Raw genomic sequence first — 24,803 nt, 5'->3', positions numbered from 1 at the left:
TCTCCTTTTTACCGGAGAAGCGGTCTGCCCGTTTTTTTATGTAAAAAAATCTCACAATGGAGGATCAAGATGACGATTGAAGTTGGCGTTATTATGGGAAGCACATCAGATTGGGAAACAATGAAGCACGCATGTGACGTACTCGATGAACTTGACATTCCCTATGAAAAAAAAGTGGTGTCCGCACACCGCACCCCTGATTTGATGTTTGAATATGCCGAAACGGCACGGGAGCGAGGAATTAAAGTAATCATTGCGGGAGCAGGAGGGGCTGCTCATCTGCCAGGCATGACGGCAGCAAAAACGACTCTGCCGGTTATCGGCGTCCCTGTTCAGTCAAAAGCGTTAAATGGATTTGATTCTCTTCTTTCTATCGTTCAAATGCCGGGCGGCGTGCCTGTTGCTACAACAGCGATTGGCAAAGCCGGTGCAACCAATGCCGGTCTGCTGGCGGCGCAAATTTTGTCGATCGCAGACACAGGTGTAGCGGCGCGGTTGGACAAGCGCCGGAAGGAAACAGAAAAAACGGTCCTCGAAAGCAGTGATCAGCTTGGCTAGGGAAATCATTGAACCGGGCAAAACAATCGGCATCATCGGCGGCGGACAATTAGGACGTATGATGGCACTGGCCGCTAAAGAAGCGGGCTTTCGCATAGCAGTTCTTGAACCGGCAGAAGGAGCCCCATGCACGCAGACAGCGGATATCGTCATCCAAGCGCCTTACAATGACCAGGACGCACTTCAGCGCCTGGCACAAGTAAGTGACGTAATCACCTACGAATTTGAAAATATCGATTATGAAGGCTTAAAAGAGCTGATGAACACGGCACATATTCCGCAGGGAGCAGAGCTGATCCGTATTACGCAAAACCGCGTTTACGAAAAAGAAGCGATCTCGAATGCAGGCGTGCCGGTTGCCCCTTATCGGGTGATTCGGACCGAGTCAGATCTGCTGGAAGGAATCGAGGCGCTCGGCCTGCCGGCTGTACTGAAAACGGCAACCGGCGGATATGACGGCAAAGGGCAGTTTGTGTTAAGAGAAGTGAACCAGGCATCAGAAGCAGCCAAGCTGCTTACGCACGGTGACTGCGTACTTGAACAATGGATTCCATTCCAAAAAGAAATATCCGTCATTGTGACACGCAACCTGGAAGGGGAAACGACATTTTTCCCGGTGGCAGAAAACATTCACGTAGATAACATTCTGCACGAATCAATTGTACCGGCCCGTATTTCGAAAGAAACCGAGCAGGCTGCACATGAGGCAGCAGAGAGCATTGCATCGGCGCTGTCCCTTGTCGGCACCCTGGCTGTTGAGATGTTCGTAACAGAAGAAGGCGGCATTTATATTAATGAATTGGCACCGCGGCCGCACAACTCCGGGCATTATACGATCGAAGCGTGCGGAATCTCCCAGTTTGGCCAGCACATCCGCGCTGTTTGCAACTGGCCGCTTAAAAGCACAGCGCTCTTAAAGCCAGCTGTCATGGTTAATGTGCTCGGTGAACATGTAGAGGGTGTTGTGAGCGCCATTGTAAACAAGCCGGAATGGTCCATTCACTTATACGGAAAAGATGAAGCAAAAGAAAAACGGAAAATGGGGCATGTAACCATTTTGACGGAGAATATCAATGAAACCTTAACCGAAATCCAGGAAAGCCGGATTTGGACAAAATAAACGACGATTAATCGGAGGATGACAACTAATGATCGAACGCTATACACGACCTGAAATGGGCAGCATCTGGACAGAAGAAAACAAATTCAAAGCATGGCTTGAAGTAGAAATCTTAGCTTGCGAGGCATGGTCTGAGCTTGGTGAAATCCCGAAAGAAGATGTTCAAAAACTTCGTGAAAATGCAAGCTTTGACATTGACCGCATTAACGAAATTGAACTAGAAACACGCCATGACGTAGTGGCATTTACCCGCGCTGTATCCGAAACACTTGGAGAAGAACGCAAATGGGTGCATTACGGATTAACGTCAACAGATGTAGTCGACACGGCCCTTTCTTATCTATTAAAGCAGGCGAACGACATTTTACGTAAAGACATTGAGAACTTTATTGACATCCTTCGCGACAAAGCGATTGAACATAAACACACGGTTATGATGGGCCGCACACACGGCGTTCATGCAGAACCGACAACATTTGGCTTGAAGATGGCCCTTTGGTATGAAGAAATGAAACGCAACCTTGAGCGCTTTAACGACGCAGCTGACGGCGTTCAGTACGGAAAAATTTCCGGCGCAGTCGGCACATACGCAAACATCGATCCGTTCGTTGAGCAGTATGTTTGCGAAAAGCTGGGTACGAAACCAGCACCGGTTTCAACGCAGACTCTTCAGCGTGACCGTCATGCACATTATATGGCTACTCTTGCACTCGTTGCTGCATCTATCGAAAAATTCGCAACGGAAATTCGCGGCCTGCAAAAGTCAGAAACACGCGAAGTAGAAGAAGCATTTGCAAAAGGACAAAAAGGCTCATCAGCAATGCCGCATAAACGTAATCCAATCGGATCTGAAAACATGGTTGGCCTTGCGCGTGTGATTCGCGGCCACATGGTTACAGCATACGAGAATGTATCCCTTTGGCATGAGCGCGATATCTCCCATTCATCTGCAGAGCGCGTGATTCTGCCGGATGCAACGATTGCCTTGAATTACATGCTGAACCGTTTCGGCAACATTGTAAAGAACTTGACGGTATTCCCGGAAAACATGAAGCGCAATATGGACCGTACGCTTGGCCTTATTTACTCACAGCGTATTCTTCTTGCTCTGATCGACAAAGGCATGGCGCGTGAAGCAGCTTATGACACTGTACAGCCGCGGGCGATGGAAGCATGGGACAAGCAAGTTCAGTTCCGTTCACTTGTAGAAGCGGATGAAACGATCACATCGAAATTAACACCGGAAGAAATTGCTGACTGCTTTGACTATAACTACCATATCAAACATGTCGACACGATCTTTGACCGCATTGGTCTTTAATTAAACCGGAACCTGGGAGGATCACATCATGCAAAAAGGCAAGCAGCTCTACGAAGGAAAAGCAAAACGCATTTATGCAACAGACCAGGAAGATATCGTCTGGATCGAATATAAAAACTCAGCGACTGCTTTTAACGGTGAGAAAAAAGCAGAAATCGACGGTAAAGGCCGCTTAAATAATTTAATCACTGGGCTATTGTTTGAGAAGCTCGCTGAGCAGGGTATTCAGTCTCACTTTGTTGAGCAGCTGTCTGAAAACGAGCAGCTTGTGAAGCATGTTGACATTATTCCGCTTGAAGTTGTGGTGCGCAATGTTGCCGCTGGCAGCATTGCCAAGCGCCTCGGCTTTGAAGAAGGCGTGCGGTTTAAGGAGCCAATCGTTGAGTTTTATTACAAAAACGATGACCTCGGTGATCCGCTCTTAACAGAAGATCATATCCGTCTGCTTGACGTGGCAGCACCTGAAGAAGTCCAAATTTTGAAAAAAGAAGCTCTTCGTGTAAACGACGTACTTATTCCATTGTTTAGCGAAATGGGTGTTGACCTCATTGACTTTAAAATCGAATTTGGCCGTCAAAAGGATGGAAGCATTCTGCTAGCCGATGAAATTTCGCCGGATACATGCCGCTTATGGGAGAAAGGCACAAACCGCAAACTCGATAAAGACTTGTTCCGCCGGGATCTTGGCGGACTGACAGAAGCATATACCGAAATCTACAATCGACTTGGAGGAACTCTATAATGTATAAAGTGAAAGTTTACGTAACACTTCGTGAAAGTGTATTAGACCCGCAAGGAAAAGCAGTACAGCAATCTCTGTCAAACCTTGGCTACCAAGGAGTAGAAGAAGTGCGCATCGGCAAATACATGGAGCTTCAATTCGATGATTCTGTTCGTGACGTAGAGGGCACAGTCAAAGAAGTATGTGAAAAACTTTTGTCAAACCCGGTTATTGAAGATTACCGATATGAAATCGAGGAGAGTGCGAAACAGTGAAATTTGCAGTCATCGTATTTCCAGGATCTAACTGTGATGTGGACATGTACCATGCAGTAAAAGACGAATTAGGCGAGCAGGTTGATCTTGTCTGGCATGATGCAGACAACCTTGATGAATATGACGGTATTTTGCTTCCAGGAGGCTTTTCATACGGAGACTACCTGCGTTCAGGCGCGATCGCTCATATGTCAAACGTAATGGCCGCAGTTAAACGGGCTGCGGAAGCGGGCAAGCCGGTTCTTGGCGTCTGCAACGGGTTTCAAATTTTGCTTGAATCAGGCCTTCTTCCAGGAGCTATGCTTCGCAACAAAAACTTAAAGTTTATTTGCCGGACGGTAGAGCTGTCTGTTGAAAATAATGAAACGATGTTTACTTCTTTATACGAAAAAGGCGAAAAAATCAGCATTCCAGTTGCGCACGGTGAAGGAAACTACTACTGTGACGAAGCAACACTGGCAAAACTGAAGGAAAACAATCAAATTGCCTTCACATATGCGAGCGATGTAAACGGAAGCCTTTCTGATATTGCAGGTATTACAAACGAAAAAGGCAACGTACTTGGCATGATGCCGCATCCGGAGCGGGCTGTTGATGAACTTCTTGGCAGCGCGGATGGCCTTAAACTTTTCCAATCAATTGTAAAGCACTGGAGGAATTCTCATGTCGTTAATGCTTGAACCAAATCCACAGCAAATTAAAGACGAAAAACTATACAGCACAATGGGCTTAACGGATGAAGAATTTGCGAAAGTAGAAAAAATTCTTGGTCGTCTGCCAAACTACGCAGAAACAGGTCTTTTCTCGGTTATGTGGTCAGAGCATTGCAGCTATAAAAATTCCAAACCTGTTTTAAGCCGTTTCCCGACAAAAGGCGAGCACGTTTTGCAGGGACCGGGTGAAGGCGCTGGTATCGTTGATATCGGCGACGGTCAGGCCGTTGCGTTTAAAATTGAAAGTCATAACCACCCATCTGCTATTGAGCCATACCAGGGTGCAGCAACAGGTGTCGGCGGTATCATCCGTGATGTATTCTCAATGGGTGCCCGTCCGGTTGCGATTTTAAACTCACTTCGTTTCGGTGAACTTGAAACAGCACGTGTAAAGTATTTGTTTGAAGAAGTTGTTGCCGGTATTGCAGGTTACGGAAACTGCATCGGGATCCCAACAGTCGGCGGTGAAATCGGCTTTGATCCGTCTTATGACGGCAATCCGCTTGTGAACGCAATGTGTGTGGGACTGATTGATCATAAAGATATTCAAAAAGGCCAGGCAAAAGGCGTTGGCAACACCGTAATGTATGTAGGAGCGAAAACAGGGCGCGATGGTATTCACGGTGCAACATTCGCTTCAGAAGAATTAAGCGAAAGCTCAGATGAAAAACGCCCAGCGGTACAGGTTGGCGACCCATTCATGGAAAAATTGCTTTTAGAAGCATGCCTTGAGCTTATTTACAACCATCAGGACGTTCTTGTCGGCATTCAAGATATGGGTGCTGCCGGCTTAACAAGCTCGTCAGCAGAAATGGCGTCAAAATCCGGATCAGGAATTGAAATGAACCTTGATTTGATTCCGCAGCGCGAAACAGGCATGACACCATATGAAATGATGCTGTCTGAATCACAGGAGCGCATGCTGATCGTTGTGAAAAAAGGACACGAAAAAGAAATCGAAGATCTTTTTGCGAAATACGGTCTTGAAGCGGCATCAGTTGGTGTCGTAACAGACGACAAAATGCTTCGTTTGATTCATAAAGGCGAAGTAGCAGCAGAAGTACCGGTTGATGCGCTTGCAGAAGATGCACCAGTGTACCACAAGCCATCTGCAGAGCCGGAATACTTCCGTACGTTCCAGGCAATGGAAGACGTAACACCGGACGTTACAGATCACAAAGAAACACTTGTGAAATTGCTTCAGCAGCCGACGATTGCAAGCAAAGAGTGGGTGTATGACCAATACGATTACCAAGTTCGCACAAATACAGTGGTAGCGCCAGGATCAGACGCAGCGGTCATCCGTCTGCGCGGCACAAACAAAGCACTTGCGATGACAACAGACTGTAACGCACGTTACATTTACCTTGATCCAAAAACAGGCGGTAAAATTGCCGTGGCAGAAGCGGCTCGTAATATCGTAGCTTCTGGTGCCCGTCCACTTGCGATTACGGACGGCTTAAACTACGGAAGCCCTGAGAATCCAGGTGTATTCTGGCAGCTTGAGCAGTCAGCAGACGGAATTAGTGAAGCGTGCCTTGCGCTTCAATCACCGGTTATCGGTGGAAACGTATCTCTTTATAATGAAACAAACGGTACAGCTATTTACCCGACACCAATTATCGGCATGGTTGGATTGATTGAAGACGTGAACCATATTACGACACAAGCAGCGAAGCAGGCTGGCGACCTTGTATATGTAATTGGAGACGCTGCGAACGACTTTGGCGGCAGCGAACTGCAAAAATTGATGAATGATGGCGATATTTTCGGTCAATCACCAGCTATTGATTTGACAGTGGAAAAAGCACGCCAGGATGCACTTCTTGCGGCTATTCAGTCGGGCCTTGTTCAATCAGCTCACGATATTTCAGAAGGTGGATTTGCCGTAGCACTTGTTGAAAAGCTATTCGGCACAGGTCTTGGTGCCCGCGTTTCTCTTCAAGGTGAAGCAACGGCTGCCCTATTTGCAGAAACACAGTCACGCTTTGTCATTACAGTGAAGCCAGAAAACAAAGAAGCGTTTGAAACAGCCGTACAGGACGCAAAACAAATTGGTGAAGTAACAGCTCAGCCAGTGGCATCAATTTCAATTAACGGAGAAGAAGTGGTACAGGCACCGGTTAGTGAACTGGAGGATGCCTGGAAAGGAGCTATTCCATGCTTGCTGAACTCAGAGGCTTAAATGAAGAGTGTGGTGTCTTCGGGGTTTTTGGACACGAAAATGCATCACAAATCACATATTACGGCCTGCAAAGCTTACAGCACCGCGGACAAGAGGGCGCTGGCGTCGTGATGAGCGACGGAGAACGCCTTCGTGGCCATAAAGGTGAAGGGCTTGTTACAGAAATTTTTAACCAGGATATTATCAACGGTTTAACAGGAACAGCAGCCATTGGGCATGTTCGTTACCAAACAGCAGGAGGCGGCGGCTACCAAAATGTACAGCCGCTCCTGTTCCACTTTCAAACAGGCAGCCTGGCGCTTGCGCATAACGGAAACCTTGTCAACGCTACATCACTGAAGCGTGAACTGGAAGCTCAGGGAAGTATTTTCCAGACAACGTCTGACACTGAAGTACTGGCACACTTAATCCGCCGCAGCACATATGGCACGATCAAAGACCGTTTGAAAACGGCTCTTTCCATGGTAAAAGGAGCGTACGCGTTTCTTGTCATGACGGAAAATGAAATGCATGTAGCGCTTGATCCACAAGGGCTGCGCCCGCTTTCAATCGGCAAACTTGGAGATGCTTATGTGGTTGCCTCTGAAACGTGCGCCTTTGATATTATTGGTGCTGAGTTTTTACGTGATGTGGAGCCGGGTGAATTGATTACCATTAATGAAGACGGTCTTCATTCTGAACAGTTTGCCGCAGCGATCAGTGACGCAATGTGCACGATGGAATACGTTTATTTCTCCCGTCCGGACAGTAATATTCATGGCGTGAATGTTCACAGTGCCCGTAAACGCCTCGGTAAGATGCTGGCACAAGAAGTAGATCCAGCGGTACTGGAAGCCGATGTTGTCACGGGAGTACCGGATTCGAGTATTTCTGCTGCTATCGGCTTTGCAGAAGCAACAGGTATTCCATATGAGCTTGGTTTAATTAAAAACCGTTATGTTGGCCGGACATTTATTCAGCCGTCCCAGTCTCTTCGTGAGCAGGGGGTTAAAATGAAACTTTCTCCTGTACGCGGGGTTGTAGAAGGCAAAAAAGTGGTTATGGTAGATGACTCGATTGTCCGCGGCACAACGAGCCGACGGATCGTTACAATGCTCAAAGAAGCCGGCGCAAAAGAAGTCCACGTCGTAATCAGCTCTCCAGCCATTAAGCATCCATGCTTTTATGGAATTGATACATCTGAAAAAGGCGAATTGATCGCTGCACACTATACGAATGAAGAATTACGTGAATTGATCGGAGCAGATTCTCTTACGTATTTAAGCGTAGAGGGCACGATTGAAGCAATCGGCCACCGCAAAAGTGAGCTTGGCGAATGCGGCCAGTGCATGGCCTGCTTTACAGGGGAATACCCGACGGAGATTTTCCCAGATACACAGCATCCGCATGATAAAGAAATCATGTGCTAACAGGAGGAACAAAAATGGCAAAATCGTATGAAGCAGCCGGTGTAAACATCGAGGCAGGGTACGAAGCGGTAGAACGGATGAAAAAACATGTAGAGCGGACGAAGCGCGCCGGTGTAATGGGAGCGCTCGGCAGTTTCGGGGGCATGTTTGATCTGTCATCGCTGCAGTTAAAGGAGCCGGTTCTTGTTTCCGGAACAGATGGCGTCGGCACAAAACTAAAGCTTGCGTTTATGATGGACAAGCATGATACGATTGGCATCGACTGTGTAGCCATGTGTGTCAACGATGTTGTCGTACAGGGAGCAGAGCCCCTGTTTTTCCTTGATTATATTGCATGCGGCAAAGCAGTGCCGGAAAAAATCGAACAAATCGTTAAAGGAGTAGCAGACGGCTGCGAGCAGGCGGGCTCTGCCCTTATTGGCGGAGAAACAGCAGAAATGCCGGGACTTTACGATGAGGAAGAATACGATATGGCCGGGTTTACAGTTGGCGCTGTTGAAAAGAGCAGCGTTGTAACAGGTGAAAACGTAAAAGAAGGCGACGTGCTGATCGGCCTCGCATCGAGCGGGATTCACAGCAACGGTTATTCACTCGTTCGCAAAATTTTCTTTGAAACACATAACCTTGATGTAAACGCGCAGGTAGAAGGTCTTTCAGTTCCGCTTGGAGAAGCGCTCCTTGAACCAACACGTATTTATGTGAAGCCGGTTCTATCCGTACTAAAGCAAGCGGCTGTAAACGGGATGGCGCACATTACAGGAGGCGGATTTGTGGAAAACATTCCGCGTGCTCTGCCAAAAGGTCTTGGCGCTTCAATTAAAGCTGGTTCGTGGCCGGTACCGGACATTTTTAATGTACTTGAGACGTATGGAGAGCTTGACCGCCAGGAAATGTACAATATTTTCAATATGGGTATTGGCTTTGTATTGATTGTATCGAAAGAAGAAGAAGCAAACGTAAAAGCAGCACTCGAAGCAGCTGGTGAAACAGCTTATACAATCGGACGTGTTGTGAGCGGCGAAGGAGTTACCGTTCAATGACGAAAATTGCCTTGTTTGCATCCGGCAGCGGAAGCAACGTGCAGGCAATTGCCGAGGCGGTGGCAGCAGGAAAGGTTCCTGCTGAAATCGCCTTGCTCGTCTGCGATAAACCGGATGCGTATGTACTTGAACGCGCAAAAGCACTCGACATCCCGGCGTTTTCATTTCAGCCGAAACAATACGAATCAAAAGCAGCGTTTGAGAGTGAAATTGTGGACCGCTTGCAGGAGGCAGGAGTTGAATTTATTTTTCTAGCCGGCTATATGCGTTTGATCGGCCCTGTTTTACTGAATGCATACCGGAACCGGATCGTAAACATTCACCCGTCTCTTTTGCCGGCTTTTCCAGGAAAAGATGCGATCGGCCAGGCGTTTGACGCAGGGGTAAAAATATCCGGCGTTACCGTTCACTTTGTTGATGAAGGGATGGACACCGGCCCGATCATTGATCAGGAATGTGTACGAATTGATTCCGGCATGACACGCAGCGATGTACAGGATGCCATTCAACAGATTGAACACAGCCTTTATCCGAATGTAATCACCAAACTTTTGAATCAACATAGGGAGGAACAAACACAATGACGAAACGCGCATTAATCAGCGTATCAGATAAAAGCGGCGTAACTGAATTTGCGAGAGAAATTGCGGCGCTTGGCTATGAAATTGTTTCAACAGGCGGCACGAAAAAAATGCTTGCAGAAGCAGGTGTACCGGTAAAAGGTGTAACAGATGTAACCGGGTTTCCGGAAATTCTAGAAGGCCGCGTTAAAACGCTGAACCCGTTCATTCACGGCGGCCTGCTTGCGAAACACGGCGAGCCGGATCATCAAAAGCAGCTTGAAGAGCATAATATTCAGCCAATCGATATCGTCTGCGTGAACTTGTACCCATTCCAGCAAACGATCGCAAAGCCGGATGTCACAACAGAAGATGCGATTGAAAACATCGACATCGGCGGCCCGGCCATGCTTCGTGCATCTGCGAAAAACCACGAATATGTGACTGTAATTGTGGATTCAAGTGATTACGATCAAGTGCTGTCTGAACTGAAAGGCGAAGGTAAAACAACGCTTGAAACGCGCCGGAAGCTTGCTGCGAAAGTGTTCCGCCATACAGCTGCATATGATGCGATGATTGCCGGCTTTATGACGGATCTTGCCGGGGAAGAAAACCCTGAAAAGCTGACTGTTACGTATGAATTAAAGCAATCGCTCCGCTACGGCGAGAACCCGCATCAAAAAGCAGCGTTTTATTCACAGCCGCTTGGCTCTTCTTTCTCTGTGGCACAAGCTGATCAGCTGCATGGAAAAGAGCTTTCATATAACAACATCCGTGATACAGACGCCGCCCTTCAAATCGTAAAAGAATTCGACGAGCCGGCTGCGGTAGCCGTGAAGCACATGAATCCTTGCGGGGTTGGAGCAGGAGGAACGATTGAAGAAGCATATGCCCGTGCATATGAAGCAGATCCAACTTCTATTTTCGGCGGTATTGTGGCATTGAACCGTCCTGTATCAAAAGAGCTTGCCCAAAAGCTGCATGAGATTTTCCTTGAGATCATTGTGGCGCCGTCTTTTGATGCAGAAGCGATTGACGTACTGTCTCAAAAGAAAAACATCCGCCTCCTAACGCTGGATTTCGCAAACGGCAAAAAAGGCGAAAAAGTACTCACATCTGTTGAAGGCGGCTTGCTTTCGCAAGATTTGGATGAACTGTCTCTTGCGGATGCAGACGTGAAAGTTGCGACGAAACGCCAGCCGACAGAAGAAGAATGGAAAGCGATGAAACTGGGCTGGAAAGTTGTGAAGCATGTTAAGTCAAACGCAATTGTTGTGTCTGACGACAAAATGACACTTGGTGTTGGTGCGGGACAAATGAACCGTGTCGGTGCAGCGAAAATTGCGCTTGAGCAGGCTGGTGAAAAAGCAAAAGGAGCCGCTCTCGCCTCAGATGCATTCTTCCCAATGGATGACACTGTTGAAGCGGCTGCCAAAGCGGGTATTACAGCTATTATTCAGCCGGGCGGATCAATCCGGGATGAAGATTCCATTAAAAAAGCGGATGAATACGGCATTACAATGGTAATGACAGGTATTCGCCATTTCAAACATTAAGAGGGGGCTTTTCTCATGAACGTACTCGTTGTAGGACGCGGCGGACGCGAGCACGCCATTTGTAAAAAAGTGGCGGAAAGCCCGCTTGTTCAAACCGTTTTTTGCGCACCGGGGAACGCCGGAATCGCACAGGACGCAAGCATTGTTGATATCGATGAAATGAACTTTGCCGACCTGGCTGCTTTTGCAAAAGAGCAGGGCGTTGACCTTGTAATTGTTGGTCCGGAAAACCCGCTTTCTGCCGGGATTACGGACTATTTAGAAGGCGAGGGACTGAAAGTATTCGGTCCAAGGCAAAATGCAGCTATTTTAGAAGGCAGTAAATCCTTCTCGAAAATGATGATGGAAAAGTACAATATTCCAACCGCACGCTATCAGTCATTTGAAGATTACGAAGCAGCAAAAGCATATATCCAGCAAGAGGGTGCACCGATCGTGTTGAAAGCGGACGGCCTGGCTGCCGGAAAAGGCGTTACCGTTGCGATGACGATGAATGAAGCGCTTGAGGCGCTGGATGATATGATGCTCGATAAAAAATTCGGTGATGCTTCTGCACGCGTTGTGGTAGAGCAATTTTTGCAGGGAGAAGAGTATTCTCTTATGGCATTTGTGCATGGCGAAAATGTATATCCGATGGAAGCAGCACAGGATCATAAGCGTGCATTCGATAACGACGAAGGTCCAAACACAGGCGGCATGGGTGCTTATTCACCGGTTCCGCACATTTCACAGGCCATTCACGACCAGTCGGTAGAAGAGATTCTCCGTCCGATCGCAAAAGGCATGGTTGCGGAAGGCCGTTCGTTTACGGGCATTATTTTTGCAGGCTTAATGCTTACAGAAGAAGGGCCGAAAACGATTGAATTTAATGCCCGTTTTGGTGATCCGGAAACGCAGGTTGTACTGCCGCGCCTTGAAAATGATCTTGTTCAGGTGATGCTTGATGTGCTTGATGGCAAACACCCTGAACTCGCTTGGAAAGAAGAATCTGTTCTCGGTATTGTTTTGGCAGCGAAAGGCTACCCGGAAGCATACGAGAAAGGCAATGAGCTCAAAGGGCTCCGGGCTATTGATGCAGGATCTGTTATCCACGCTGGTACGTATGCAGATGGAGACGTTATCCGTGCGAATGGCGGCCGTGTGCTTCTTGTTGCAGGAAGTGGAGCAAACCCGGTTGAAGCTCAGCAAAACGCGTATGAAAAAATGCAGCATATCGATACGGAACATTTCTTTTTCCGTAAGGATATCGGCAGCCGCGCTATTGCAAAAGCCCGTTTATAAAAAGAAAGCAGGGGGAGTTTCCCCCTGCTTTTTCGCGTTAAAACGGGACAAAAAAAGAAGGCATTTTACCCGGTTTGTCCCGAAAATCAGACTATTGCAAGTTTCTTGCCAAAAGTTCGAACTTTTTTCACAAAATCGGTGTTTCTTTAATGCTTTACTGTGTGATCTATGTTACGATGAAAGTCAATCGCATATTTGAAAGCGATCTCATTTTGAAAGGAACGATTGGTATGTCCGATTTAACACATAGATGGAGAAACAAAAAAATACGTGAACAGGTTGCCGTAGTAGACCGTAAAAAAGCGCCGACTCTTGTTTTGAAGAATGCGCGTTATCTTCATTCAGCTATGAAGCGCTGGCTGCAGGGAAACATCTGGATCCATGAAAACCGTATTGTCTACATCGGAGACGACCTTCCGGACCATGCGGATGAGATCGTTGACTGCACCGGAAAAACGATCGTGCCCGGCTATATTGAACCGCACGTTCACCCCTTTTTAATTTACAATCCAAAAACCTTTTCCGAATATGCGGCAAAGCGCGGAACGACCACTCTTATCAATGACAACTTGATGATGATGCTGGCCCTTACGAAAAAGAAAGCGTTTTCTTTAATTGAAGAGCTGAATAAGCAGCCGGTTTCGATGTACTGGTGGTGCCGGTATGATGCCCAAACCGAAATTGAAAATGAAGATGATGTTTTTGCAAACGGCACGGTAAGTGCCTGGCTGAAAAATGAATGTGTCATTCAAGGCGGTGAATTGACCGGCTGGCCCAAGCTTTTAGATGGAGACGATATGATGCTGTATTGGATGCAGGAAACAAAAGCAGCTAATAAGCGGATCGAAGGGCATTTCCCTGGCGCCTCGGAAAAAACATTGACGAAGATGACCTTGTTTGGAGCGGACGGCGATCATGAATCGATGACCGGAGAAGACGTGAGAAAGCGCCTGATGAATGGCATGATGGTCACACTCCGTCATTCATCCATCCGTCCGGATCTTGAAAAGCTGCTGAAAGAGATGAAAGAGCTTGACCTCGATCAGTACGACATGATGATGCTGACAACAGACGGTCCATCGCCTGTTTTTTGTAAGGATGGGCTGACCGATAAATTGATCCGCATCGCCATCGAAAATGGGGTGCCGCCTATCGATGCATATCATATGGCGTCATATAACGCTGCTCGTTATTATCGCATGGAACATATACATGGCATGATTGCACCTGGCCGCCTGGCAAGTGTAAACATTCTAACAAGTGAATTTGACCCAACACCGGAAGCAGTGCTGTCAAGAGGCGTGTGGGTGAAAAAAAGCGGCCAGGAAGCGAGTCCATTCCTGCCTGTTGCCTGGCAGCGGTTCGGGCATACGAAAATGCGGCTCGATTGGGAACTGCGGGAGGATGATTTGCAATTTTCGATGCCATTTGGTATAGAAATGGTAAACAATGTCATCACCAAGCCATGCAGTGTCGTGAAAGATGTGGCTGGAGAGCATTTTTATATGGAGCATGACCAAAATTACCTCGTTCTCCTCGATTACGAAGGAAAGTGGCGGGTAAACACCACTATCAAAGGATTTGCTACAAACGTGCAGGGATTTGCCTCCTCGTTTTCCAGCACGGAAGATATTGTCTTGATTGGTTCATCCAAAGAGGAAATGAAGCGGGCATTTAACCGGGTGAAAGAACTGGGCGGCGGCATTGTGCTCGCAGAGAACGGAAAAGTCATTCATGAAATCCCGCTTACACTGTCCGGCATCATGTCCGATCAGCCGTTTGAAACGGTAATGGAACAAGAAGCCAAGCTGCGGGAGCTGCTGTCAGCGCGTGGCTATCCATATGAAGATCCCATCTATTCACTGCTGTTTTTAACGTCCACTCACCTGCCTTATATCCGCCTTACCTCGCAGGGGATATATGATGTTATGAAGAAAACGATACTCTTTCCAACGATAATGCGTTAAAATAGTAAAGTAAAACTATTTTCGGAGTGTCGATATGAGAAAAAAATGGATGGCAATGGCTGCAGCAGCCGTTTTAATCAGCGGATGTTCAAGTGCCGAGCCTGCCAGCAAGAATGAAAAAAGTGAGCTCAATCCTTTAACAGGCATTCAATCATCAGATAATGCACACCGGGCTGTAGCGGTCGTGATTAGCAATCATCCGTCAGCCCGTCCACAGACGGCTCTTGAGAAAGCGGATATTGTATATGAAATTTTGACAGAAGGCGGCATCACTCGTTTTTTAGCCATCTATCAAAGCGAATATCCAGATAAAGCGGGGCCTGTCCGGAGCGCACGCGATTATCTTGTCGAGCTTTCTAAAGGGTACGATGCACTGTTTTTAGCCCACGGCTATAGTCCAGAAGCGCAGGAGATGCTGCTGTCCGGTGAAGTAGATCATGTTAATGGTATCCAGCATGATGGCGATGTGTTTAAGCGGGACCTGTCCCGGAAAGCACCGCATAATTCATACGTAGATATGAAGGAAGCGTTCCATGTTGCGGAAGAAAAAGGCTACAGCTTAAATGACGCGCCGTCGCGGCTGGGTTTTTTATCGAAGAAGGAAGCAGCGTCGCTGACCGGTGACCCGGCAGAAGCGTTTTCTATTCGGCCGTCATCAAATGATTTATTCGAATCAAGATATGAGTATGATGGCGATCAATACCGCCGGACGATAGACGGGGCAGAGATCGAAGCAGATAATGTTTTCGTCATCGAAGCGGACCATCGTGTTGTCGATGCAAAAGGGCGTCTGGATATTGATTTAACCTCTGGTGGAGATGCGTTTCTTTTTCAAGAAGGTGTCATGAACCTCGTGAAATGGCGCAATCAGAATGGACGGATCATGCCTAATACAGAAAGCGGTCCTGCTTTCGTAACAGGAAAAACGTGGATTCACGTAGTGCCGGCCTCAAGAGGATTAAATAAAGCAGTAAAGGTAGAAATAGATGGTGAAGGGAATGGAAGTTGATTATGCAGATAGATAAGTTGCGGGGGAGGGAGCTGGACCAGCTGTTTCAAGCTGTCCTCTCGCTGAAGGATCTGGAAGAATGCTATCGATTTTTCGATGATCTGTGCACAGTAAATGAAATTCAGTCACTGGCCCAGCGTCTTGAAGTAGCACGGATGCTTCAAGAAGGCAAAACCTATCATAAAATTGAAACAGAAACCGGTGCATCAACCGCTACTATTTCCCGTGTGAAACGATGCTTAAACTATGGAAATGACGGCTATGAATTCGTGTTGAAGCGCGTATACGATAAAGAATAAAACAAAAAAGCAGCTCTTAAAAGAGCTGCTTTTTTCTATATACAGAGAAGGCATTCTTAAAAGAGTATAAATAAGGAAGTGGAACGAAGCCGTTTCGTTGAACGAATGAAGCGGACGCTGTTTCATGATATAATACGAAGTTGTAGTTGAATGAATGGAGGCAGTGCACATGTATGATGTTCGCGAATGGCGGCATGTGTTTAAATTAGATCCGAATAAACCGATAGATGATGAATTGCTGGAACGTGTATGCGAATCTGGAACGGATGCTATTGTAGTAGGCGGTTCAGATGGCGTTACGCTGGATAATGTACTGGACTTAATGGTACGGGTGCGCCGCTTTCCGCTTCCGTGTGTGCTGGAAGTATCGTCACTTGAGATCGTAACGCCAGGCTTTGATTTGTATTTGATTCCAACCGTTTTAAATACGAACCGGGCCGAATGGATTACCGGCCTGCACGTGGAAGCAATGAAAGAATACGGCGATTTAATGGACCCGGATGAATTGATTGTAGAGGGCTATTGTATTGCGAACCCGGACTGCAAGGCGGCGAAACTGACTGGTGTTTCCGAGAAGCCGGATACAGAGGGTGTCATTGCGTATGCACGTCTGGCCGGTCACTTATGGAAGCTGCCTGTTTTTTATTTGGAATACAGCGGCACGTATGGTGACCTTGAAGCCGTGCAGCAAGCGGGCGAAGTGTTAAAAGAAACCGAAACCGTGTTTTTCTACGGAGGCGGTATTCAAACAGCCCAGCAGGCGAAAGAAATTGGTCAGTATGCAGATGTAGTCGTTGTCGGAAATGCGGTTTATGAAAAGCCGGAAGAAGCATTAAAAACCGTCGCGGCGGTTCAAAAATAGTGTATATTAAAGAACAAATGTTCTAAATGGTGGTGGCAGGATGCAATTTTTAACAGATCGGTTATTAAATGGCTTGAACCCGCAGCAGCAGGAAGCCGTTAAAACAACAGAAGGGCCGCTCCTGATTATGGCTGGAGCGGGTTCAGGCAAAACCCGGGTGCTGACACACCGGATTGCCTATTTAATTGTTGAAAAAGAAATCAATCCCTATAACATTTTGGCGCTTACGTTTACCAATAAAGCGGCGCGCGAAATGAAAGACCGGATTGGTGCGCTGCTCGGCGGTGCAGCTGAAGAAATCTGGATGTCGACATTCCACTCCATGTGTGTGCGTATTTTGCGCCGGGATATTGACCGGATTGGCTACAGCCGGAATTTTACGATTTTAGATACAGCAGATCAGCTTTCGGTCATTAAAAGCATTTTAAAAGATTTAAATATTGATCCGAAAAAGTTTGATCCGCGGGCGCTGCTTGGCGCGATCAGCTCGTCTAAAAACATTTTGGTGGATGCGGCAGCGTTTGCGCGCCAGCAGGGCGGCTATATGGATAAAGTTACGTCTGATGTGTACACGGAATATGAAAAGCGCTTAAAGAAAAACAATGCTCTTGATTTTGACGATTTGATTATGCTGACGATCCGCCTGTTTGAGCGGGTGCCGGAAGTATTGGAGTTTTATCAGCGCAAATTTCAGTATATTCACGTGGATGAGTATCAGGATACGAATAAGTCGCAGTACACCCTTGTGAAGCAGCTGGCGAGCCGTTTTCAAAATTTGTGTGTAGTCGGCGACAGTGATCAAAGCATTTATCGCTGGCGCGGTGCGGATATCGCGAATATTTTATCTTTCGAAAAAGATTATCCACATGCAAAAGCGATTATTCTTGAACAAAACTACCGGTCAACAGGACGGATTCTACAGGCAGCGAATGAAGTGATTGAAAACAATTCCAACCGGAAGCCGAAAAAGCTTTGGACTGAAAATGTAGACGGGAAAAAAATCGCTTATTTCCGGGCTGACAGCGAACGGACAGAAGCTGAATTTGTGGCCGGTAAAATAAAAGAGCTTTCCGCTACGGGAAGAAAGCCGTCTGATTTTGCTGTTTTGTACCGCACAAATGCCCAGTCGCGTTTGATTGAGGAAACACTGATGAAGTCAAACATTGACTATACGATCGTCGGCGGTATTAAATTCTATGATCGGAAGGAAATTAAAGACCTGCTTGCGTATTTGCGCTTGATTGCAAATCCGGATGATGATATCAGCTTGTCGCGTGTCATTAATGTGCCGAAGAGGGGCCTCGGTTCCACGTCACTTGATAAAATTGCCCGCTACGCGCAGGAGAACGACATTTCCATGTTTAGAGCTCTTGCAGAAGTCGATTTTATTGGTTTAAGCGGTAAAGCGGCGAATGCAGCAGCTGATTTTCGTGATCTGATTCATGTTTATACGCAGCAGCAGGAATACTTATCTGTCTCCGAGCTTGTAGAAGAAGTGATTGACCGGACCGGGTACGTGGACATGCTTGCAGCGGAAAAAACAATTGAAGCGCAGACACGGATTGAAAATATAGAAGAGTTTTTATCCGTCACAAAGTCTTTTGAAGAATCAAACGAAGACAAAACGCTTATTGCTTTTTTAACAGATCTGGCGCTTGTTGCGGATATCGACCAGCTCGGCAAAGAAGAAGGGCCGGCAGAATCCGTCGTCCTTATGACGCTTCATTCCGCTAAAGGGCTTGAATTCCCCGTTGTATTCCTGATTGGAATGGAAGAAGGCGTCTTTCCTCACAGCCGCTCACTTATGGATGATGAAGAAATGGAAGAAGAACGCCGTCTTGCGTATGTCGGGATTACCCGTGCGGAAGAAGAGCTGTATATGACCAATGCAGAAATGCGGACACTATACGGAAAAACAAACATGAATCCTGTGTCGCGCTTTATCAGCGAAATTCCAGAGGATCTGCTTGAATCAGAGAATCTGAAACGACAGCCGCGAAAAGCGATGCCGTTTGGCCAAAAAACGCGTCCGGCTGTAACACGCCCGCAAACGAGTGCGGCGGCGGGGCTGGAGTGGAGGGTTGGCGATAAAGCGGCGCATAAAAAGTGGGGAACAGGAACCGTTGTGGCGGTAAAAGGAAACGGCGACAGCACAGAGCTGGACATTGCGTTTCCGAGTCCAACCGGCATTAAGCGGCTTCTTGCACAATTCGCACCGATTGAAAAGATATAAAAACCGGTTTAAAGAATCAAAGGCCGCACACGCCGCGTCCTGCGGCAGCGCCTTTGTAACCACGTGATGTGAACACCGGAAAAGGAGATTGTATATGGATATAAAAACAGCCGAACAGCGTGTGAAGGAACTGCATGACACGCTGAATAAATACAGCTATGAATATTATGTAATGGATCAGCCTTCGGTGCCAGATTCAGAATACGACCGGCTGTTAAAAGAGCTGAATGACATTGAAGCGCAATTTCCACAGCTGCAAACACCGGACTCACCGACGCAGCGTGTCGGCGGAGCGGTTCTGGATGCTTTTCAAAAAGTGCGCCACGATACGCCGATGCTTAGTCTTGGCAATGCCTTTAACGAAGAAGACCTGCGGGATTTTGACCGCCGCGTCCATCAGCTTGTCGGCCACGCCGATTACTCTTACGTATGCGAACTGAAGATTGACGGGCTTGCTGTTGCGCTTAAATACGAGAATGGAATGTTTGTGCAGGGCGCTACACGCGGTGATGGCACAACGGGAGAAGACATTACGGCAAACTTAAAAACGATTCACTCCATTCCACTTCGGCTGTCCGAGCCGCTTACAATGGAAGTGCGCGGCGAAGCTTTTATGCCAAAGCAGTCATTTATCGCCTTAAATGCGATTCGCGACGAAAAAGGAGAAGAGCCGTTTGCCAATCCGCGGAATGCAGCAGCAGGGTCTCTTCGCCAGCTGGACCCCCGCATTGCCTCTTCGCGGAACCTTGATATCTTCTTGTACGGCATTGCGAACCCGGGACCGCTTGGGATCAGCACGCATAGCGAAGGGCTGGATCTGCTTGATACGCTTGGTTTTAAAACGAATAAAGAGCGGCGCGTATGCCAAACGATTGAAAACGTGATCACCTATGTCGAGGAGCAGTCCGAAAAGCGGGCGAAGCTGCCGTATGAAATTGATGGAATCGTCATTAAGGTAAATTCGCTTGACCAGCAGGACGAGCTTGGATTTACGGCGAAAAGCCCGCGCTGGGCCACTGCTTTTAAATTTCCGGCAGAAGAGGTTGTCACAAAGCTTGTAGACATTGAACTGAGTGTAGGACGCACAGGAGTGGTTACGCCAACGGCCATTTTACAGCCGGTTCGTGTTGCAGGCACAACCGTCAGCCGTGCTTCACTTCATAATGAAGATTTAATCCGTGAAAAAGACATTCGGATCGGTGATATGGTTGTAGTGAAAAAAGCCGGTGATATTATTCCGGAAGTGGTCAGTGCACTGGCTGACCGCCGCACCGGTGAAGAAAAAGAATTCCGCATGCCGGAAGTGTGTCCGGATTGCGGCAGTGAACTGGTCCGCCTGGAAGAAGAAGTGGCGCTTCGCTGTATAAACCCGCAGTGCCCGGCTCAAATCCGCGAGGGTCTGACGCACTTTGTGTCGCGTAATGCGATGAATATTGAAGGGCTCGGCGAAAAAGTGATTGCGCAGCTGTACCGTGAAGAACTGATTAAAGATGTAGCGGATTTATATACGCTTCAACGGGAGGATTTGCTGAAGCTTGAGCGAATGGGAGAAAAATCGGTAGACAATTTGTTATCCGCTATTGAAGCGTCCAAAAACAACTCGCTGGAACGGCTTTTGTTCGGTCTTGGCATCCGTCATGTCGGCGCAAAAGCAGCAAGAATACTGGCAATGGAGTTTGGCACAATGGACCGCTTAAGAGAAGTGACAGAAGAAGAATTGACGGCTATTCATGAAATTGGCGGCAAGATGGCGGATGCAGTTGTGACGTACTTCCAGCAGCCGGAAGTAGCCGAGCTGATTGAAAAGCTGAAAGCAGCAGGCGTCAATATGTCCTATGAAGGACCGATTCGCCCGGTAGTTGCAGAAGGAGAATCTCCTTTTGCCGGCAAGACGGTTGTGCTGACAGGAAAGCTGATCCAGCTTACGCGCAATGAAGCCAAGGAACGAATTGAAGCGCTCGGCGGGAACGTCACCGGCAGTGTCAGTAAAAAAACAGATCTTGTAATTGCAGGAGAGGAAGCGGGTTCGAAGCTTGAGAAAGCGGAAAAGCTTAGCATTGAAGTTTGGGATGAACAACGGTTTATGGATGAACTTACAAAATAAGAGGTGGCTTTTTTGAAAAAGAAATGGGTCCTGGCGGCAGTATCCGCCATGCTGCTTATGGGTGGATGCGCGCCGGCGCTGCAAAACAATGATGAAGTAATACAGGGAGATGGGGAGGAAAAAACATCTGTTATTCCAACCTATCAAATCTCGGACAGTTATTACCGTACAATCGTACCGTTTGAACCGGGCAAAGCGCGTGGCCTTGTCGTTTCCAATTTAAACACACGCTATGATATTGCTGAATTTGAAACGGGCTTAATGCGGATTGCACAGAAGAATTTTTCCCCAGAACAATTTTTCTTTCAAGAGGGACAGGTGCTGGATGAAGATGTGATCCGGTCCTGGCTGAGCAGAAAGTATACAGATGCACAGCTAAAAGAAAACGAGCTGACAGCAAAAGAGAATCTTGGGCTGAACCCAATAGATACAGGGGAAGGGTCCGTTGACGAAAGAAACGAAAGAGCACCGATTTATTTGGCTCATATTATGGAGCAGGACTATTTAACGAAAAAAGAGGATAACTCTTTGCAGCTCGACGGCATGGTGATCGGGCTTGCGCTTAATTCTGTTCATTATTATCAAAAGGAAGAATACGGCGCACAGTACGAATTTAAAATGGATGACGAAACGGTTGAAAGAGAAGGCAAAAAAATCGCTGCGGAAGTAGCTTCGCGCCTTCGTGCGATGGACAAAACAAAAAACATTCCGATCACGATTGCTTTATTTAAGCAGGCGCCGCAAAACTCGGTAACAGCAGGAAATTTTATTGCTTATACCCACCTTGATGCAGGTGATGCGGATACATCCGATTGGAAAGCGGTCAATGAAAAATACGTATTGTTCCCGTCCAGCTCTGCAGAAGAAGACCACCGGGAAGACTCTACGTATTTCGCTAACTTTAAGCAGGATATCGAATCTTATTTTGACGGCACAAACGGTGTAATTGGACGCGGACTTTACAGCGGGGAAGAGCTGACAAGCTTGAAAATTGAGATTCCAATTCAGTTTTACGGAAAAGCGGAAGCGATTGGCTTTACGCAGTATGTAACCGGCCTTGTGATGGAGCATTTTCCGGCATACATTCCGATTGAAGTAAGTATTACGTCAACAGGCGGCCCAGAAGCGCTTATTGTGAAGGAAGCGAATGCGAAAGAACCATATGTTCATGTTTACGAATAAGGAAGAACCTGATTTCATCCAGATGGGTGAGATCAGGTTTTTTTATTTGCCTCAACAAAAAAAGTTGCACGCGAGCAACATATGGCATACACTAATAAAAAAAAGAGGGAGGAGGGCGCAAATGGATGAGAATGTACTGCTGGCCATCGGTTTAACATTATTTGCTGGTCTCGCAACAGGTATTGGCAGTGCGCTGGCATTTTTCACATCGCGTACAAACACAAAGTTTCTCGCCTGGGCGCTTGGGTTTTCAGCGGGGGTGATGATTTACGTCTCAATGATTGAAATTTTTGTAAAAGCGAAAGATGCACTTGTTTTAGAGCACGGTGAGAAAACGGGCTATTGGCTGACCGTCATCGGCTTTTTTGCCGGCATTGTGGTCATCGCCTTGATTGACAAGTTTATTCCGTCAACCGGAAACCCGCACGATACAAAAACGGTAGAAGAATTTCATAAAGAGCCGGAGCGGGATGAATACGCCAAGCTCAAAAAAATGGGGATTTTCACCGCGATCGCCATTGCCATTCACAATTTTCCGGAGGGCATTGCAACTTTTGCATCGGCCATTCAGGATCCAGCTCTCGGTATCGCGATTGCAGTAGCAGTTGCCATTCATAATATTCCAGAAGGCATTGCAGTGGCTGTACCTCTTTACTTTGCGACAGGAAGCCGCAAAAAAGCGTTTAAATGGTCCTTTTTGTCCGGCCTCTCAGAGCCGGTAGGAGCGCTTGTAGCCTGGATCGTTTTAATGCCTTATTTAACGGATACGATGTTTGGTATGATTTTCGCTGGTGTTGCCGGCATTATGGTGTTTATTTCACTTGATGAACTGTTGCCGGCTGCCCAAAAGTACGACCAGACACATCTCGCCATTTATGGGATTGTCTCCGGGATGGCGGTTATGGCGCTCAGCTTATTGCTTCTTTTATAAAATGAAAAGCTGGAAGAATTTATTCTTCCAGCTTTATTTTTTTGAATTTTTTTAAAAATGGGTTGGCAAGCAAAATATACTGTTATATAATACAAATTGTAATAAACAATCTGTTTTATAACAAAGGGGATGTTTTAAAATGGGGAATATGGATCAAGCACGGGTGAATCAGCTTCAACAATCATGGAAAAACGATGCTAGATGGAAAGGGATTGAACGGCCTTATTCGGCAGAAGAAGTGATCAAGCTTCGCGGCTCCATCGATATCGAGCATACATTGGCTCAGCGCGGCGCTGACAAACTGTGGAGTCTGTTAACAGGAGAAGGCTTCGTGAATGCACTCGGTGCCCTGACGGGAAACCAGGCTGTACAGCAGGTAAAAGCAGGTTTGAAAGCAATTTATTTAAGCGGCTGGCAAGTTGCTGCCGATGCCAATCTTTCAGGCCATATGTATCCCGATCAAAGCTTGTATCCGGCAAACAGCGTGCCGAGTGTTGTAAAACGAATCAATCAGGCGCTTCAGCGTGCTGACCAGATCGCGCATATGGAAGGAGACCATTCCACTGATTATTTCGCACCAATTGTAGCCGATGCTGAAGCTGGCTTTGGGGGACAGCTTAATGTATTTGAATTGATGAAAGGGATGATTGAAGCGGGTGCAGCAGGTGTTCACTTTGAGGATCAGCTTTCTTCTGAAAAAAAATGCGGGCATCTGGGGGGGAAAGTACTCCTGCCGACACAAACGGCTGTACGAAACTTGATAGCGGCACGCCTTGCAGCGGATGTAATGGGGACGCCGACGGTTTTAATCGCACGTACGGATGCAGATGCAGCGGATCTGATCACCAGTGACATCGATCCGGCTGATGCTCCGTTTATTACAGGTGAACGCACAGCAGAAGGCTTTTTTCGGACGAAAGCGGGCCTTGATCAAGCCATTGCACGCGGTCTTGCCTATGCGCCATATGCAGATATGATCTGGTGCGAAACATCCGAACCGAGTCTGGAGGATGCAAAGCGCTTTGCGGATGCCATTCATGAAAAATTTCCGGGCAAATTGCTTGCGTACAACTGCTCGCCTTCCTTTAACTGGAAAGCAAAACTCGATGATAAAACCATTGAGAAATACCAAGTGGAACTTGGAAACATGGGCTACAAATTCCAATTTGTTACACTTGCTGGCTTCCATACATTGAATTACAGCATGTTCCAGCTTGCAAGCGGATATAAAAACCGCGGAATGGGTGCTTACTCAGAGCTTCAGCAGGCGGAGTTTGCAGCGGAAAAAGACGGATACACGGCAACCCGGCACCAGCGTGAAGTAGGGACTGGCTATTTTGATGCCGTGTCGATGACGGTAACAGGAGGCCAGTCTTCTACAACGGCATTGAAAGGGTCAACAGAAGAAGAACAATTTCAAACAAACTGATCAGACGCGAACAAAGGGATTTGTCTTGCATTGGGGGATGCAAAATAG

The 24,803-nt window shown here is 47.2% G+C and carries 21 protein-coding genes; all 21 read left to right on the top strand.

The features are described 5' to 3' along the window. Positions 1–69: 69 nt before the first annotated feature. The 21 genes from purE to aceA all read left to right on the top strand — a co-directional run bounded on the left by purE (position 70) and on the right by aceA (position 24,755). Complete coding sequence (gene purE / locus RIN81_RS11175; protein ID WP_309090179.1) at positions 70–558, top strand: 5-(carboxyamino)imidazole ribonucleotide mutase; 489 nt, start codon at positions 70–72, stop codon at positions 556–558. Continuing rightward, positions 551–1,678, top strand: coding sequence for a 5-(carboxyamino)imidazole ribonucleotide synthase (purK, locus tag RIN81_RS11170; protein ID WP_309090177.1), 1,128 nt, complete (start codon positions 551–553; stop codon positions 1,676–1,678). The genes purE and purK overlap by 8 nt, the downstream gene beginning before the upstream one ends. 28 nt (positions 1,679–1,706) lie before the next feature. Further along, positions 1,707–2,999, top strand: a complete 1,293-nt coding sequence (gene purB / locus RIN81_RS11165; RefSeq protein ID WP_309090175.1) for an adenylosuccinate lyase — start codon at positions 1,707–1,709, stop codon at positions 2,997–2,999. A gap of 28 nt (positions 3,000–3,027) precedes the next feature. Further along, on the top strand, positions 3,028–3,741 hold the full coding sequence (purC, locus tag RIN81_RS11160) for a phosphoribosylaminoimidazolesuccinocarboxamide synthase (RefSeq protein ID WP_309090172.1): 714 nt from the start codon (positions 3,028–3,030) through the stop codon (positions 3,739–3,741). Beyond that, a complete protein-coding gene (gene purS / locus RIN81_RS11155; RefSeq protein WP_050181945.1) occupies positions 3,741–3,995 on the top strand; it encodes a phosphoribosylformylglycinamidine synthase subunit PurS in 255 nt (84 codons plus the stop codon). Before purC ends, purS begins: the two co-directional genes overlap by 1 nt. After that, entirely contained in the window at positions 3,992–4,675 is a 684-nt protein-coding gene (purQ, locus tag RIN81_RS11150) for a phosphoribosylformylglycinamidine synthase subunit PurQ (RefSeq protein WP_309090170.1), read from the top strand. Before purS ends, purQ begins: the two co-directional genes overlap by 4 nt. After that, positions 4,659–6,893 carry a phosphoribosylformylglycinamidine synthase subunit PurL gene (purL, locus tag RIN81_RS11145; protein WP_309090168.1) on the top strand — a complete coding sequence of 745 codons (2,235 nt, stop codon included), beginning with the start codon at positions 4,659–4,661 and terminating at the stop codon, positions 6,891–6,893. Before purQ ends, purL begins: the two co-directional genes overlap by 17 nt. Then, a complete protein-coding gene (gene purF / locus RIN81_RS11140) occupies positions 6,869–8,302 on the top strand; it encodes an amidophosphoribosyltransferase (protein WP_309090166.1) in 1,434 nt (477 codons plus the stop codon). Before purL ends, purF begins: the two co-directional genes overlap by 25 nt. Before the next feature lie 14 nt (positions 8,303–8,316). Beyond that, positions 8,317–9,342 carry a phosphoribosylformylglycinamidine cyclo-ligase gene (purM, locus tag RIN81_RS11135; protein WP_309090164.1) on the top strand — a complete coding sequence of 342 codons (1,026 nt, stop codon included), beginning with the start codon at positions 8,317–8,319 and terminating at the stop codon, positions 9,340–9,342. After that, entirely contained in the window at positions 9,339–9,926 is a 588-nt protein-coding gene (purN, locus tag RIN81_RS11130) for a phosphoribosylglycinamide formyltransferase (RefSeq protein ID WP_309090162.1), read from the top strand. Before purM ends, purN begins: the two co-directional genes overlap by 4 nt. Continuing rightward, positions 9,923–11,458 (top strand): bifunctional phosphoribosylaminoimidazolecarboxamide formyltransferase/IMP cyclohydrolase, encoded by a 1,536-nt coding sequence (purH, locus tag RIN81_RS11125; protein WP_309090160.1) that lies wholly within the window; start codon positions 9,923–9,925, stop codon positions 11,456–11,458. The genes purN and purH overlap by 4 nt, the downstream gene beginning before the upstream one ends. Before the next feature lie 15 nt (positions 11,459–11,473). Beyond that, positions 11,474–12,739 (top strand): phosphoribosylamine--glycine ligase, encoded by a 1,266-nt coding sequence (gene purD / locus RIN81_RS11120; protein WP_309090158.1) that lies wholly within the window; start codon positions 11,474–11,476, stop codon positions 12,737–12,739. Between the two features lie 230 nt (positions 12,740–12,969). After that, positions 12,970–14,706 carry an adenine deaminase C-terminal domain-containing protein gene (locus RIN81_RS11115; protein WP_309090156.1) on the top strand — a complete coding sequence of 579 codons (1,737 nt, stop codon included), beginning with the start codon at positions 12,970–12,972 and terminating at the stop codon, positions 14,704–14,706. 34 nt (positions 14,707–14,740) lie between these two features. Beyond that, a complete protein-coding gene (locus tag RIN81_RS11110) occupies positions 14,741–15,715 on the top strand; it encodes a DUF3048 domain-containing protein (protein WP_309090153.1) in 975 nt (324 codons plus the stop codon). A gap of 2 nt (positions 15,716–15,717) precedes the next feature. Continuing rightward, a complete protein-coding gene (locus tag RIN81_RS11105) occupies positions 15,718–16,014 on the top strand; it encodes a YerC/YecD family TrpR-related protein (protein WP_242233935.1) in 297 nt (98 codons plus the stop codon). Positions 16,015–16,183: 169 nt separating this feature from the next. Then, positions 16,184–16,876: a heptaprenylglyceryl phosphate synthase gene (gene pcrB / locus RIN81_RS11100; protein ID WP_309090150.1), complete on the top strand. Its 693-nt coding sequence runs from the start codon at positions 16,184–16,186 to the stop codon at positions 16,874–16,876. 40 nt (positions 16,877–16,916) lie between these two features. Beyond that, positions 16,917–19,109: a DNA helicase PcrA gene (gene pcrA / locus RIN81_RS11095; RefSeq protein ID WP_309090148.1), complete on the top strand. Its 2,193-nt coding sequence runs from the start codon at positions 16,917–16,919 to the stop codon at positions 19,107–19,109. Between the two features lie 94 nt (positions 19,110–19,203). Next, positions 19,204–21,213, top strand: a complete 2,010-nt coding sequence (gene ligA / locus RIN81_RS11090; protein WP_309090146.1) for an NAD-dependent DNA ligase LigA — start codon at positions 19,204–19,206, stop codon at positions 21,211–21,213. A 12-nt stretch (positions 21,214–21,225) separates the two neighbouring features. Further along, on the top strand, positions 21,226–22,395 hold the full coding sequence (locus tag RIN81_RS11085; RefSeq protein ID WP_309090144.1) for a CamS family sex pheromone protein: 1,170 nt from the start codon (positions 21,226–21,228) through the stop codon (positions 22,393–22,395). Between the two features lie 121 nt (positions 22,396–22,516). Then, complete coding sequence (zupT, locus tag RIN81_RS11080) at positions 22,517–23,326, top strand: zinc transporter ZupT (RefSeq protein ID WP_309090142.1); 810 nt, start codon at positions 22,517–22,519, stop codon at positions 23,324–23,326. Positions 23,327–23,474: 148 nt separating this feature from the next. Beyond that, the gene (gene aceA / locus RIN81_RS11075; protein WP_309090280.1) at positions 23,475–24,755 is read left to right on the top strand and encodes an isocitrate lyase; all 1,281 of its coding nucleotides are present in this window, start codon (positions 23,475–23,477) and stop codon (positions 24,753–24,755) included. Positions 24,756–24,803 lie beyond the last annotated feature (48 nt).

The organism is Domibacillus sp. (genome assembly GCF_031181085.1).
In the GTDB taxonomy this organism is placed as follows: domain Bacteria; phylum Bacillota; class Bacilli; order Bacillales; family Domibacillaceae; genus Domibacillus.
This window is presented reverse-complemented; position numbering and strand designations above follow the sequence as displayed.